The sequence below is a fragment of the Trichormus sp. NMC-1 genome (assembly GCF_001858025.1).
Lineage (GTDB): Bacteria > Cyanobacteriota > Cyanobacteriia > Cyanobacteriales > Nostocaceae > Anabaena.
Genome location: NZ_LZQD01000001.1, coordinates 1,517,135 through 1,531,211, shown reverse-complemented (window position 1 = coordinate 1,531,211; position 14,077 = coordinate 1,517,135). Strand labels below are relative to the sequence as shown.

Annotated in this window: 11 protein-coding genes; 5 read left to right on the top strand and 6 right to left on the bottom strand. The window is 39.7% G+C overall.

Annotation, left to right across the window (positions count from 1 at the left end; genetic code table 11):
• Nucleotides 1-85 precede the first annotated feature (85 nt).
• Nucleotides 86-1,528 (top strand): MFS transporter, encoded by a 1,443-nt coding sequence (locus A9Y75_RS06725; protein WP_071188727.1) that lies wholly within the window; start codon nucleotides 86-88, stop codon nucleotides 1,526-1,528.
• On the opposite strand, the gene A9Y75_RS27355 is transcribed toward A9Y75_RS06725, so the two are convergent.
• The 5 genes from A9Y75_RS27355 to leuB all read right to left on the bottom strand — a co-directional run bounded on the left by A9Y75_RS27355 (nucleotide 1,500) and on the right by leuB (nucleotide 5,592).
• Entirely contained in the window at nucleotides 1,500-1,730 is a 231-nt protein-coding gene (locus A9Y75_RS27355) for a hypothetical protein (RefSeq protein WP_143046369.1), read from the bottom strand. The two genes, A9Y75_RS06725 and A9Y75_RS27355, sit on opposite strands and share 29 nt — an antisense overlap.
• Nucleotides 1,720-2,670, bottom strand: a complete 951-nt coding sequence (gene accD, locus A9Y75_RS06720) for an acetyl-CoA carboxylase, carboxyltransferase subunit beta (protein WP_071188726.1) — start codon at nucleotides 2,668-2,670, stop codon at nucleotides 1,720-1,722. The genes A9Y75_RS27355 and accD overlap by 11 nt, the downstream gene beginning before the upstream one ends.
• Before the next feature lie 525 nt (nucleotides 2,671-3,195).
• Complete coding sequence (locus A9Y75_RS06715; protein ID WP_071188725.1) at nucleotides 3,196-4,017, bottom strand: A24 family peptidase; 822 nt, start codon at nucleotides 4,015-4,017, stop codon at nucleotides 3,196-3,198.
• Nucleotides 4,018-4,151: 134 nt separating this feature from the next.
• Nucleotides 4,152-4,412 carry a hypothetical protein gene (locus tag A9Y75_RS06710; RefSeq protein WP_016950857.1) on the bottom strand — a complete coding sequence of 87 codons (261 nt, stop codon included), beginning with the start codon at nucleotides 4,410-4,412 and terminating at the stop codon, nucleotides 4,152-4,154.
• Between the two features lie 91 nt (nucleotides 4,413-4,503).
• A complete protein-coding gene (leuB, locus tag A9Y75_RS06705) occupies nucleotides 4,504-5,592 on the bottom strand; it encodes a 3-isopropylmalate dehydrogenase (RefSeq protein WP_071188724.1) in 1,089 nt (362 codons plus the stop codon).
• Between the two features lie 880 nt (nucleotides 5,593-6,472).
• Between leuB and A9Y75_RS30335 the strand changes: the two genes are divergently transcribed.
• The 4 genes from A9Y75_RS30335 (at nucleotide 6,473) to purT (ending at nucleotide 12,216) form a co-directional block, all read left to right on the top strand.
• Entirely contained in the window at nucleotides 6,473-7,702 is a 1,230-nt protein-coding gene (locus A9Y75_RS30335; protein WP_083389502.1) for a calcium-binding protein, read from the top strand.
• A 250-nt stretch (nucleotides 7,703-7,952) separates the two neighbouring features.
• Complete coding sequence (locus A9Y75_RS06695; protein WP_071188723.1) at nucleotides 7,953-8,903, top strand: ABC transporter ATP-binding protein; 951 nt, start codon at nucleotides 7,953-7,955, stop codon at nucleotides 8,901-8,903.
• Between the two features lie 36 nt (nucleotides 8,904-8,939).
• Complete coding sequence (locus tag A9Y75_RS06690; RefSeq protein ID WP_071188722.1) at nucleotides 8,940-10,754, top strand: ABC transporter permease subunit; 1,815 nt, start codon at nucleotides 8,940-8,942, stop codon at nucleotides 10,752-10,754.
• Nucleotides 10,755-11,013: 259 nt separating this feature from the next.
• Entirely contained in the window at nucleotides 11,014-12,216 is a 1,203-nt protein-coding gene (gene purT, locus A9Y75_RS06685) for a formate-dependent phosphoribosylglycinamide formyltransferase (RefSeq protein ID WP_071188721.1), read from the top strand.
• Nucleotides 12,217-12,295: 79 nt separating this feature from the next.
• On the opposite strand, the gene crtH is transcribed toward purT, so the two are convergent.
• A complete protein-coding gene (gene crtH, locus A9Y75_RS06680; protein WP_269086267.1) occupies nucleotides 12,296-13,825 on the bottom strand; it encodes a carotenoid isomerase in 1,530 nt (509 codons plus the stop codon).
• Nucleotides 13,826-14,077: the final 252 nt, after the last annotated feature.

The window sequence follows — 14,077 nt, the reverse complement described above, 5'->3', positions numbered from 1 at the left end:
TTTTGTTGAGAAATGGTAGATAGAATAACAAACAATTATGATGAACTGAAATTTTTCTAATTTCGTCACTGATAGACGATTACTTATGGACTCTGTTCAAGTTGAAACAATTGCATCTTTAAATCTGGAAATTGCTCCGATTGATTCATTAACAACAGTCCTATCTTCTCAATCTCCATCTAGCTCTCGTTTTCCTAAGAATGCGATTCGTACCAGTTTAAAAGCATCTACTTTAGATGCTATTTTCGCAACAATTTTTTCTATTACTACTGGAGGAATTTTACTTAGTAAATTTTTGGTGGAATTGGATGCTAGTCCAGTAGTTTTTGGGATGCTTTCCTCAATTCCCATGCTGGTGAATCTGATTCAGCCGTTAGGTGCTTATATCTCAGAACGGACTACTAGCCGCTTTCAGTATTCCATGCTCGTTTATGGGATTTCTCGGCTATTGTGGCTAATTCTGGTAATTGGTATTATCGGTGCAGGTTGGGGAGTTATCAATTCCTCTCAGTTGGTGATATTAACTCTATTTATAGTTTTTTTTAGTCATCTTTGCGGCGGATTGGGAAGTGCATCTTGGATGAGTTGGTTAGCAATAATTGTTCCTCGACGGTTGCGCGGTAGGTATTTTGGCATCCGCAATAGTGCTACCAGCTTAACTAATTTGTTGTCTGTACCTTTAGCAGGTTTTGCTGTATCCCATTGGTATGGGGGAACTCTTAAAGGTTATGGAGTAGTGTTGTTTGTAGGAATTTTGTTTGGGTTAGTTAGTTTAGGATGTCAGTATTTCAAAATTGATGTTAATCCTCAATTACAAAATACCTATATAGTTGATGCTTCTGTAAGCAGCAAGAATGAATTGGGCGAAATAAGTGATTCAGTATCAATTTCCCAAAACCAAGCGGGTAAGGGTTTAGCGATGCTCAACCCCTACAATATCGGTAAAAACTCTAATTTTTGGATTTTTATACTGTATTTCAGTTTATGGATGCTGGCTTTTAATCTCTGCGCTCCTTTTGTTAATCTCTATCTGCTAGAAACTTTGAATATAGATGTAGGTTGGGTGACGATTTACAGCAGTCTGCAAGCCGGGGCAAATTTGCTAATGGTTGTGCTGTGGGGTAAGTTAGCAGATAAAGTGGGAAATCGCCCAATTTTGATATTTGTAGGGATTATTGTTGCTGTTACGCCTTTGCTATGGTTTGGAATTGGTAATAGTAATTTAGATGTTTGGCTGTGGCTACCACTGTTATATATTTTTATCGGTGGTACTGGGACAGCGGTTGATTTATGTAATAACAATATGCAGATTGGTATTACCCCAGTCAGAAATCAGTCTATTTATTTTGCGATCGCAGCTGCTATTGCTGGAGTAACTGGTGCATTAGGGACAACCATTGGCGGTTTTATCGCCCAATCTCCCCACTTTGGCGGTTTACTAGGGTTATTTGCCCTTTCTAGTATTTGCCGACTAGCAGCATTGATACCGCTGATTTTTGTCAAAGAACAGGGAAGAGGTGACAGGTGACAGGTGACAGGTGACAGGTGACAGGGAATAGGGAATAGGGAATAAATAGGCAGGGGGCAGGGTGCAGGGTACAGTAGATATTATTTTTCCCCATCTCCGCGTCCCCGCGTCCCCGCGTCCCCGTGTCTCCGCGTCCTCTTCTTCCCCATCTCCGCGTCACCGCGTCCTCTTCTTCCCCATCCCCCAATCCCTTACTCGACACTGGTAGAACTCAAACTCATACTTTCCCACAAAACCATATTGGGTGCAGTTGGTAGAGGTTGGTGCAAAGCAATTAGCTGTGCCAATGTATTTTTTAACTGAGTACGGGGGACGATATCATCAACAAAACCATGCTTGAGCAAATCTTCAGCAGTTTGGAAATCTTCGGGTAGTTTTTCCCGTAAGGTTTGCTCAATTACTCGTCTTCCCGCAAAACCAATAGTAGCTTTTGGTTCGGCGATAATTAGATCACCTAACATAGCAAAACTAGCCGTCACGCCGCCTGTGGTGGGATTTGCTAAAACGGGAATGTATAATAAACGGGCATCTTGATGGCGTTGTAATGCTGCGGAGATTTTCGCCATTTGCATTAAGGAAAGCATTCCTTCTTGCATTCTCGCACCCCCGGAAGTGCAGATGATAACTACAGGATAACGGCGTTGAGTGGCTTGTTCGATTAAGCGGGTGAGTTTTTCCCCGACAACAGAACCCATGCTACCACCCATAAACCGGAAGTCCATGACTCCTAAAGCAAGGGGTAAACCGTTGATTTGGCCTAAGCCGGTTTTGACTGCATCTATTAAACCGATTTTTTCTTGAGTTTCCCGCAAGCGATCGCTGTAGGGTTTACGATCTTTAAATTGTAAAGGATCAGTAGGGCGTAAATGCTCATCTAGTGGTTTCCATGTATTTGCATCTATCAATTGACGGATACGCTCATCGCTATCTACCCGATTATGATGACCACATTCCACACAGACCATTTGATTGGCTTTTAAGTCTTTGGCATAAGTTAAAACACCACATTTAGGGCATTTATGCCATAGCCCATCTGCAATTTCTCGTTCTTGGCGTTCTAGACTGCTAGAGCCAGGTTTACGGCGATTAGCAAACCAATCAAATAGAGACTTTAAACCGCGTGATTCTTCGTTGTTTGCCATTTTTATTTTATGCTAACTGTGTATGAGGTCAAAAACAGGTCAATCTATTTTTTTGATTTGAATTGACCATTCCCACTAGTAGAGTAGGATTGAAAATTTGTAGATTTTTAGATTGATGATTTTTTGGCTTGAGTAAATCATCTAATTAAGATTCTCAGCAATTTAAACCTGATGTCAGAGTCTTTTGGTTGCCAGCTTAACAAAAATAATGATGCCAATACCAGTCTGTTCCTGCTGTCAGAGAATACTTAAATGTCAGCGTAGTTTGTAATTTGCCAACTGCATCTTTTTATTTGAGGTTAATGCAAGTCACAGACTAATTGTACCAAAATATCAAGTGCCAAGTGAGTAATGGAGGTGACATTCATGGAGGATATAGGTGTCTGATCATCTGGTCATGGGTTAATAGGTAAAGAAAGAGAAAAAAAGACATTTAAATTTTGTTATTGAATTTTGTTTGCGGTAGCCTGCTGTCAGCAATAGGTTGAATTTTGAATTTTGAATTTTAACTTTCTTTCCTACATTTTAATATCCAGGCACAAATAACCGTAGATAGTTAGACAAAATTGCTTGGCCGCTAAACACAGTCATGACAGCACCCAAAGCTAAGAAAGGTCCAAAAGGCATCTTTTGTCCCATTTTATGACGTGACAGCATAATTGCCCCTCCACCTATCAATACTCCCAAGGTGCAAGCCATGAAACTCGCTATCAGTAAATATCTCCAACCTAACCAAGCTCCCATCATCGCTGCTAATTTAGCATCACCTGCACCCATAACAGCTTTACCAAAAGCTAGAGAACCCAAAATTGAAATTCCATCAAATAGCCATAAGCCAATTACCGCACCAGCTACGGCTGCTATCAAGTGATTTACCAGTCCCACCCAGTTAGCTGCTGATAACAAACCAACAGCCATTTGAAAAACTATTCCCAAAATCAAACCTGACTGAGTAAGTGGATTTGGCAAAGTCATCGTATCTAAATCTATAAGCGATAGGGCTAATAACCAACTACAAAAAGCCCAATAACCTATTGTCCAAATCGAAAATTGAAAAACCCAAAATGTTATCAAAAAGATTATGCCTGTTAATGCTTCTACCACAGGATAACGGGGAGAAATCTTGTTTTTACAATAACGACATCGCCCTTTTAACCACAACCAGCCCAACACTGGTACATTATCGTGAGCTTTGAGTCTATTTAAGCATTGAGGACAACGAGAAGGCGGCCAAAGCACCGATAATCCAGAAGGTAGTCGATAAACCACAACATTGATAAAGCTACCAATAGATGTACCCAAAGCAAAGACAATGATACTCGCAGGGACGACAATCAAAATGTCCATATAATTAGTTACCAGTTATCAGTGGAAAAAGGCAATAGGCAATAGGCAATAGGCAATAGGCAATAGGCAGAAATTCTTGAATTTTGAATTCATTTCTCCCCTGTTCCCTGTTAAGAGTTCCCTGTTCCCTGTCACTAATACATATAGGATTCAATTTGATTTAACGGCACAAAACATTCTTGCGGTAACAACACTGGGTGTTGAGTGAAAATCACCTTACCCCGATAAGTTACGCGACTAATTGCTACTCCTGAAGGTTGTCCAACGATTTCGGGATGTACCTCACAGTATGTATAGTAAATGTGACCTGCCGCTTTGATGACAGTGGGATCAACCAAAGGCGGATGGTTTTTTGGGGCGGAAAAATTCGCCTGTCCTTGTTGTGCAGCGTACACTATTGGTGTTTATGTGATTTATAGATTTGCTTCTAGTTTATCCGAAACTTTTAGCAAAAAATGTTAAAATCCTCAAGCCATAATCAGGGAATTATTTTGCTTCCAGGATTTGAATCAGGGCATCGCCCATAGCGCGACAACCCAACAGATTCATTCCTACAGACATGATATCCCCAGTGCGATCGCCTTGTTGTAAAACTTGTAACACTCCATTTTCAATCAAGTCCGCCGCTTCTGGCTGGTTTAAACCATAGCGTAACATCATCGCTGCACTCAAAATTTGTGCCAAAGGATTGGCTTTATCAAGTCCGGCAATATCTGGAGCGGAACCGTGAACAGGTTCATATACACCAGGGCCAGAAGCTCCCAAACTCGCAGAAGGTAACATCCCAATACTACCAGTCAGCATCGCAGCCGCATCAGATAGAATATCACCAAACAAATTACCTGTAACGATAGTATCGAATTGTTTAGGAGCGCGTACTAACTGCATAGCCGCATTATCTACATATAAATGAGATAGTTCAATATCTGGATATTCTGAAGCCAGCTTATTTATTCCTTCTCGCCACAGTTGAGATACTTCTAACACATTAGCTTTATCCACAGAACAGAGTTTTCCGCCCCGTTTTCGCGCTGTTTCAAAAGCTACTCGCCCAATGCGGTCAATTTCTGATTCTGTGTAAACCATTGTATTTACACCACGTCTTTCTCCAGTTTCAGTGGCAAAAATGCCTTTTGGTTTACCGAAATAAATCCCGCCCGTGAGTTCACGCACCACCATAATATCTACACCTTCGACTACTTCTCGTTTTAAAGTAGAAGCGTCAATTAACTGGGGCAAAATTTTTGCTGGACGCAAATTGGCAAATAGTTCCAAACCCGCACGAAGTCCTAATAAACCCGCTTCAGGACGCTGATGTGAAGGCAGAGAATCCCATTTGTAACCACCAATCGCAGCGAGTAATACTGCATCGCTATTGCGACACATATCCAAGGTAGCTGAGGGTAGGGGTTCACCTGTTTCGTCAATTGCTGCACCGCCAATTAGGGCTGTTTGGAATTCAAATTCAATATCAAAGCGCTTCCCTACAAGTTTTAACACGTCCACCGCGACATTCATAATTTCGGGGCCAATGCCATCGCCAGGAAGTAGGGTAATGCGATAGTTTTGAGTCATAACTAGTTGTGATGATGTAAAAGTTTAGGCAGATTTATTATCATACCGAGCAAAATGTACCTATGGAGTTTTAAATTTGGGAGAACAGATAAATGATGTGATTAAATTGACTCCAACGCAAATTAGAACATTGGCAATAGAAGTGTTAATTAATGCCATACATATTTTTGTAATGGCGCAATTTAGGCGCTAATTTGAGATATATCGGCAAAATAACCCGAAGCCAGAAATTAACTCTTAGTAATTTAAAGTATTATTCAAAACCAATAATATGATGATTTTTTATACAAAAAAAATACATTAAAGCGGTGATTTTTTTAGCATGAGTATTTTTTCAATCATGTGAATCAATATTTATAAAGCTTATATTTATACATAAAAAATGTATTATTTATATCTCGATAAACATTAAATAAAGCAAATATTATCTAATATGAAGAGTATGTAAAAAATAGATATTAAATCTAGACAATTACAAAAAATAAATTACTATATATTTGAACGAATAAACTTAGTATTGCTAAATAGCAAGATAAAATACACCAAAACAACAAAATTTATTGCATTAGTGATAGGTGAAAAATACCCTTGCTTTTGTGAATAAAAGAATCTGCTTTAAGCTTTCAGAAAGACAAGGCATAAAGCGAACTTTAAATATAATTTCAGGGAATAAAGCAGTTCGCGCGATATTAAGCTACAAACAAATCCACGTCAATACGTATTTCTTATACCAGGTTGCAATAACATTTTTGATTAACATTAGTAATTGACAAATTGGATGCAGCCTTCGTCTATCAAAAAGGGATTTTGGGTATTTTTTCGAGTTTTAAATTAGCAAGACCAAGTTTCCGAACAGCTTCATTAAAATTCGGAGAAAATTATGGCACGTTACGTTGGCACTAACAATCAAGATATTTTGGTTGGAACAAATGATGATGATCAATTCCTCGGTGGAGAGGGAGACGACAACCTAGATGGTCGTGAGGGTCGTGACACCATAAAAGGTGGCCCTGGCAACGACGTGCTATTCGGTGGCAATGACGACGACATAATCTATGGTGATGATGGCAACGACACAATCTATGCCGGTGAGGGCAACGATACCCTAAAAGGTGGCACAGGCAACGATAGCCTTTATGGTGGAGCAGGTAGAGATATTTACTACGTTGATAGCCTTGGAGATGTTGTCAGTGAGGATAATGGCTCTGGTGGCGACGCTGGCGGTTTTGATACAGTCAGGTCTTCTGTGAATTGGGCTTTAGGTAATTATTTGGAAAACCTTGTCCTCCTCGGCACAGATGCCCTTAATGGTACTGGCAATGAATTGAACAATATTATCAAAGGCAATAGTGCCGATAATACGCTCGATGGTGGGGCTGGTAACGATACCCTTGAAGGTGGCGCTGGCAACGATACCCTCTACGGTGGTGATGGACGCGATGTCTTAAATGGTGGCACAGGCAACGACACACTCTATGGTGGCGCAGGTGACGATACTTATATCGTTGATAGCCTTGGCGATGTTGTCAGTGAGGATAATGGCTCTGGTGGAGATGCTGGCGGTATTGATACCGTCAGGTCTTCTGTGAGTTGGACTTTAAGTGATAATTTTGAATACCTTGTCCTCACTGCCACAGATAGCATTAATGGTACTGGTAACGCGCTGAACAATATCATTAAAGGCAATAGTGCCGATAATATCCTCTTTGGTGAGGCTGGTAATGACACCCTTGAAGGTAACGAGGGCAACGACACCCTCTATGGTGGTGCTGGTAACGATCGCTTGACTGGTGGTGTTGGCTCTGATATTTTTGGCTTCAATAATCTCGGTGAAGGCGTTGATACCATTACTGACTTCTGCTTTTGTAACGACTTGATTCAAGTATCCGCTGCTGGTTTCGGCGGTGGTTTAACCGCAGGTTCATTCGATCCTGGTCAATTTACCATAGGTTCAGCTGCGACAACCGGCGATCAGCGATTTATCTATAACAGCGCTACAGGCGGACTATTCTTTGACGCAGATGGAAATGGTGGCGGCGCTCAGACACAATTCGCTAAGTTATCTACAGGACTAGCTCTTACCGACGCGAATTTCCGTGTAATTGCCTAATTTGACATCGCATCCCATTGTCCAGACTTTATAACACTGACGCAAAGCAAAATAAATTAAATTAATGCTGTGAGAATCCACCTCTTTAACAAATGAAGGGGTGGTATTTTTTTCAATTGGCCAACTGATTTGCACCAGTTTTCGCGACAGCACAGAAGATAAAATCTGTTTCCATTTCCGAAACAAGAGTGACAACCGCTGTAGAAAAAGGTTAGCTTAACTGATAATCACAAGCCGCATTTCAGCAGCTATGGCAAAAGAATTAGCAATTAGCACCCGTGGACTCACTAAGCAATTTGAACGGCACATTGCTGTGAACGACGTTGACTTAGAAATCCAGATGGGAGAAGTTTACGGATTAATTGGCCCCAATGGCGCGGGTAAAACAACTCTGATGCGGATGTTAGCTGCTGCGGAGGAACCGACTACAGGTGAGATTTATATTAATGGCAATCGCTTATTGCGAGACCACAGCAATCCCACCCTCAAGCGTCACCTGGGTTACTTACCCGATGATTATCCACTCTATGATGATTTGACAGTTTGGGACTACCTAGATTATTTTGCCCGTTTGTATCGTTTGCGAGAACCGCGACGCACACAACGCTTACACGAAGTTTTAGAACTTATCCAACTCGGCAATAAACGTCACAGCCTGATTTCTACCCTCTCACGGGGGATGAAGCAGCGCTTAAGTTTAGCCCGCACTATTATTCACGAACCGATTTTATTACTGCTAGATGAGCCTGTTTCTGGACTTGATCCCATTGCGAGAATGCAGTTTCGGGAAATTATCAAAGCTTTGCGAGAAGCGGGAATGACAATCTTAATTTCTTCCCATGTTCTTAGCGACTTGGCTGAGTTGTGTACCTCCGTGGGCATCATGGAACTAGGCTTTCTAGTAGAAAGTGCCTCACTGCAACAACTTTATCAACGTCTGGCTCGACAGCAGATTTTAGTCTCAACTTTGGGCAACATAGATATATTGGTGCGTGAACTCAAAAATCATCCTTTGGTGGAAGAGTGGGAGGTGATACCTAGCAAAAATAGTGTGCGGGTGAATTTTTCTGGTAAAGAAGAAGATTGCGCTGATTTATTGCGATCGCTTGTGAGTACAGGCATTCCCTTAACTGATTTTCACTGCACTCAAGAAGACCTAGAAACTATTTTCCTTAAATTAGGTCATAAACAAGCATCATAGGCAATTCAAAATTCACAATGCTTAGAGATTTTGATTATGTTACTAAATTTCATAGACAGAGTTGGTGAATGGAATCCGCAACTATTCCGAGAACTGAAAGGACGACTAAAGCCTTTTAATGTGATCATCACTGTTGCCTCATCTTTACTATTGCAATTAGTAGTTTTTTTGTTTCAGTTACGAGAAATCCCCGATGATAAATACTCTCTCAGGGAGAATTATTGTACTTTGAGACAAGGATATCAAAACCAAGAACAACAACTTTATAATCAACAAAACTTACTTCAACAAAAAATAGATAACTATCGACAAATCACACTATCAGACAATAGCATAATTCCCAAATTAGAAACACAGATTCAGAAAGTTCAAACAGAGCTAAATAACTTGCACAGTCAATTATCTAAGAATTTTTGTCCTCCAGATCAAATTGACTGGCAATTGTGGTGGAGAGATCATTGGGAATACTTCTTTCTAACATTTAGTGTGATTTTTGTTTTTACCTTATTAGTCGCTGGAACCTATCTACTCATTAACGACTTAGCCAAAGAAGAACAACGTGGTACACTGAACTTTATTCGCCTTAGTCCGCAGTCAGAAACAAGTATTTTGACTGGAAAAATGCTAGGAGTTCCAAGTTTAATTTATCTGTTTATTCTGACAGCAATTCCTCTACACTTCTGGGCTGGACATTCTGCTCAGATTGCCTCAAGTTATATTTTCAGTTACTATGCCATTCTTGCTGGTAGTGGCATTTTCTTTTACAGTGCTGCACTCTTGTTTGGGTTAGTTAGTCGCTGGTTTAGCAGCTTTCAACCTTGGTTAGGTAGCGGTGCAGTTCTCCTGTTCTTATTTATGACAATGGGGATAGCATCATCTTACAGAGATATCAATAATCCTCTTGCTTGGTTAAGATTTTTCAGCCCTTGGGATATTACCAATTATTTGTTTCCTAATTTATTCCGTTTCAAGGGAATTCCACTCCTAGAAAACCTACAATTTTTCTATTTTCCAATAGGTGAAAATGTAGTTAGCTTAGTTGGCATTCATTTACTCAATTACGGAATTTGCACTTACGGTATTTGGCAAGCAATGAAACGTTGCTTTAGAAACCCAAATACTACTATCTTAAGCAAGGGACAAAGTTATTTGTTTATTGCTTTTTCTCAGTTAATGTTTGTAGGGTTATCCATGCAAGACATTACAAGTAACCGAGATAGAGATTTTATCGGTTTAGTGGCATTTCTCAATCTAGCAATAGTTGTAGTTTTCATTGCCATTCTTTCACCTCATCGCCAAACTGTACAAGATTGGGCAAGATATCGACACCAAGATCATAAAAACGAATCTTTATGGCAAGATTTGTTTTCTGGTGAAAAAAGCCCGGCAATAATGGCAATAGCAATTAATTTAGCCATTGCTGCCATACCTTTAATAGTTTGGATTTCACTCGCACCGGAAGATTTTAACAATAGCGATTTTGGAAAACTTAAAGCATTATTAGCTTTAGCTTTGTCTATTAGTTTAATGATGATTTGCGCTACCATTGCTCAATTAATGTTGTTGATGAAAAATTCCAAGCGTCATATTTGGGCAATTGGTACTGTAGCTGTGGTGATGTTTTTACCACCTATAATTCTCCAATCTCTAAGTATATATGCTTCCGATAGTCCTACTCTGTGGCTGTTTTCTACCTTTCCTTGGTCAGCTATAGAATACGCTGGAACAGGAACAATTTTCATGGCATTACTAGCTGATTTTACCGTTCTAGCGTTGTTAAACTTCCAATTAACAAGAAAAGTTAGAGTGTTAGGTGAGTCAGCGACAAAAGCATTATTAGCAGGAAGGTAATGATGCAAGATTAAAAATCAAATATTAGCAAATTATAAACGTCGGTACAAGTGTTTATCGGCGGTTATAATTTGTAATAAAAAAGCTAACATATAGCAATCCTAAACGAGTTATGAACAATGAAAATAAAGATCAAGATCCCCGACTTCTTGAAGAAGTCGGGGATCTGAGTCTCTAGGTGTTTGCTAATCAAATAAGACTGCTGTACTATCAAATAATGATAATTAAGATTATAGATGGAAATCACACAGAGAAATTCATGACACCTTCACTAAAGCTTCCCCAAAAATTGATGCTGCTAGGTTCAGGAGAACTAGGCAAAGAATTTGTAATTGCTGCTCAACGCTTGGGTAATTATGTAATTGCAGTTGACCGTTATGCAAATGCTCCTGCTATGCAAGTTGCAGACTGTGCAGAAGTTATTTCTATGCTCAATGCGGATGATTTAGAAGCGGTGGTTAGTAAACATCAGCCGGATTTTATTATTCCCGAAATCGAAGCAATTAGAACTGAAAAATTACAGGAATTTGAGCAAAGAGGAATTACGGTTATTCCTACAGCAGCGGCAACTAATTACACAATGAATCGTGATCGAATTAGGGAATTGGCACATCAAAAACTAGGAATTAGAACTGCTAAATATGGTTATGCCGTAACTTTAGAAGAATTAGTTGCTATTTCTGAAGAAATTGGCTTTCCCAATGTTGTCAAACCTGTGATGTCATCATCTGGAAAAGGTCAATCTGTAGTACAGGATCAAACAGAAGTTGAGAAAGCTTGGAATTATGCTATTTATAATTCTCGTGGTGACAGCCAAAAAGTGATTGTCGAAGAATTTATCAACTTTGAAATTGAGATTACTTTACTAACAATTAAACAATGGGAAGCACCGACAATTTTCTGTTCTCCCATTGGACACCGCCAAGAAAGAGGGGATTATCAAGAATCTTGGCAACCAGCAAATATTTCTGAAGATAAAATATTAGCATCTCAAGAAATCGCTAAAAAAGTTACTGATGCTTTGGGAGGTGCAGGAATTTTTGGTGTTGAATTTTTTATCACTAAAGATGAAGTAATTTTTTCTGAACTTTCCCCCAGACCCCATGATACAGGTATGGTGACATTAATTTCCCAAAATTTGAATGAATTTGAATTACATCTGCGGGCAATTTTAGGTTTACCAATTCCCCACATTGAGCAGTTAGGATTTTCGGCAAGTGCAGTAATTTTAGCTTCCGAAAAATCTGATTCTATTGCTTTTACTGGTGTGGCTGATGCTTTAGCAGAAAAAGATGTAGATATTAAACTATTTGGTAAACCCTCTGCTCATCCTTATCGACGTATGGGCGTGGCTTTAGCAAAAGGTGTTGATGAAAAAGAAGCGAGGGAAAAAGCCACAAAGGCAGCTAGTAAAGTTAAAATAATTCGTAATATTTCCTTCGGTCCCGCTAGGGATACGTAATTCGTAATTTGTAATAGAGTAGGGCTGGCAATGTCCACCCTACGTATATTTCAAAAATCAAATATTTGCTATATTTTGATTACAGACCCAAATCAACAGCAATGCGATGAGCGCAAGCAAACCCAGAAAAAGCCACTGCATTTAAACCCTGTCCAGGAAAGGTGCTATCCCCCACACAATACAGACCAGGAATAGCGGTACGATTAAAAGGCATTCCCAACAACCCCCACAATTTACGTTTAGGTATGGGGCCATAAGTACCATCTGTGCGGCCTAAAAAGCGACGATGAGTCAGCGGTGTTCCTACTTCTAAATAATCTAATCCAGCATCTAATCCGGGAAAAATCTTTTCTAGTCGTTCAATAATTGCTCCTGCTGCTTGTTCTTTCTTTTCTTCATACTCACTTGGTGAGAGTCCCTGCCAATCGGCAATCCAGTGTGGTGTAAAAGCATGGATAATGTGGTATCCTCTTGGCGCTAAATTTGGATCAAGCAAGGTGGGAATAGAAACGAAAATAGTCCCTCCCGCTAACTCCATTTTCTCCCAATTTTCCAGCAAAATATGATGACACTCGGTTCTGGCAGGTAAAACAGACGCTTTTACCCCTATATGCAAACTTAAAAAACTTGGAGATTTTTGATATCTTTGTTGCCAACTTTTCTCATTATTTGGCATTTTATCTGCGGGCAGTAGTTTTTCAAAAGTGTCCCAGCGCGTAGTATTAGATACTATTTTTTTAGCATGATAAACTTTACCATTAGCTAATTGGACACCTACAGCTTTTCCCTGTTCAGTCAGGATTTTTGTCACTCTGGCTTGGTATTGAATTTTACCTCCAGATTTTTCTAAACCTTCAACCAATTTTTGGGCAATTTTTCCTACTCCACCTTGAGGATAGTTCACTCCACCATAGTGCCTGTCAGAAAAAACCATTCCTGCATTAATCATAGGTGTCATTGCGGCTGGAACTACTGACCAGCAATAACACTCAATATCAATAAATTTCAATAACAGCGGATCTTTAATGTAGCGTTTGGCAATATCTCCGACATTTCGGGGTAAATACTTAGCCAAGCCCAGACAAGCTAAAGGCTGTTGGAAAAATACCCGCAGTAGATAACCTGGTTCTTCTAATGAAAGCAATTCAAAGCTATTTAGGTAATTAAAGACTTTTTGACATTCCTTATAGAAACCACGAATTCCTTTTTCTTCATGAGGAAAATAAGCAGTCAGATTTTGCAAAAATTTTTCATAATTTTTATCAACTTTAATATCTAACCCGTTAGGTAGATGATAATGAATCTGCACAGGATCTGCTATTGATTCTATGCTGACATTCACAGCTGCTAAGGCGCGGGTAAGTAGGTTAGTTGTACCTTTATCTCCCAAACCAAAAATCATTGATGCGCCCACATCAAATGTGTATTCTTGACGTTGAAAATAGCCAGCGCTACCACCAGGTATCAGATAACTTTCTAGGACTAAGACTTTTGCTCCTTTGGAGGCTAACTGGGTGGCTGTTACTAAACCCCCAATACCAGCACCAATGACAATAACATCAAATAATTCGTAATTCATAATTCGTAATACAGCACTTCTCAGTGTCATGAGTTACAAGAACCCCACCCCCAACCCCCTAAGAGCAAGCGATGAGGGGGCTATGATGTAGCTTATAACAAAGGAATCCGCTTATTAGATAATACGCAATAAAAATTTTACTGCCTAAAAATAATCAAAAAAAAGAGGGACAAACCTGCTGCTGCTGGCTATCCCGTCTGCCGATCCTTTAAAGAGAGGAGAACACTTTCCAATAGTGTAGCCTTGATTGAGAATATATGTCAACTATTAATGAAAAATTAT

Excerpts from the sequence above, each read along its gene's own strand:
- A9Y75_RS30335 (WP_083389502.1), top strand. The coding sequence starts at position 6,473 with ATGGCACGTTACGTTGGCACTAACAATCAAGATATTTTGGTTGGAACA.
- crtH (WP_269086267.1), bottom strand. The coding sequence starts at position 13,825 with ATGACACTGAGAAGTGCTGTATTACGAATTATGAATTACGAATTATTT.
- A9Y75_RS06695 (WP_071188723.1), top strand. The coding sequence starts at position 7,953 with ATGGCAAAAGAATTAGCAATTAGCACCCGTGGACTCACTAAGCAATTT.
- accD (WP_071188726.1), bottom strand. The coding sequence starts at position 2,670 with ATGGCAAACAACGAAGAATCACGCGGTTTAAAGTCTCTATTTGATTGG.
- A9Y75_RS06725 (WP_071188727.1), top strand. The coding sequence starts at position 86 with ATGGACTCTGTTCAAGTTGAAACAATTGCATCTTTAAATCTGGAAATT.
- A9Y75_RS06715 (WP_071188725.1), bottom strand. The coding sequence starts at position 4,017 with ATGGACATTTTGATTGTCGTCCCTGCGAGTATCATTGTCTTTGCTTTG.
- leuB (WP_071188724.1), bottom strand. The coding sequence starts at position 5,592 with ATGACTCAAAACTATCGCATTACCCTACTTCCTGGCGATGGCATTGGC.
- purT (WP_071188721.1), top strand. The coding sequence starts at position 11,014 with ATGACACCTTCACTAAAGCTTCCCCAAAAATTGATGCTGCTAGGTTCA.
- A9Y75_RS06690 (WP_071188722.1), top strand. The coding sequence starts at position 8,940 with ATGTTACTAAATTTCATAGACAGAGTTGGTGAATGGAATCCGCAACTA.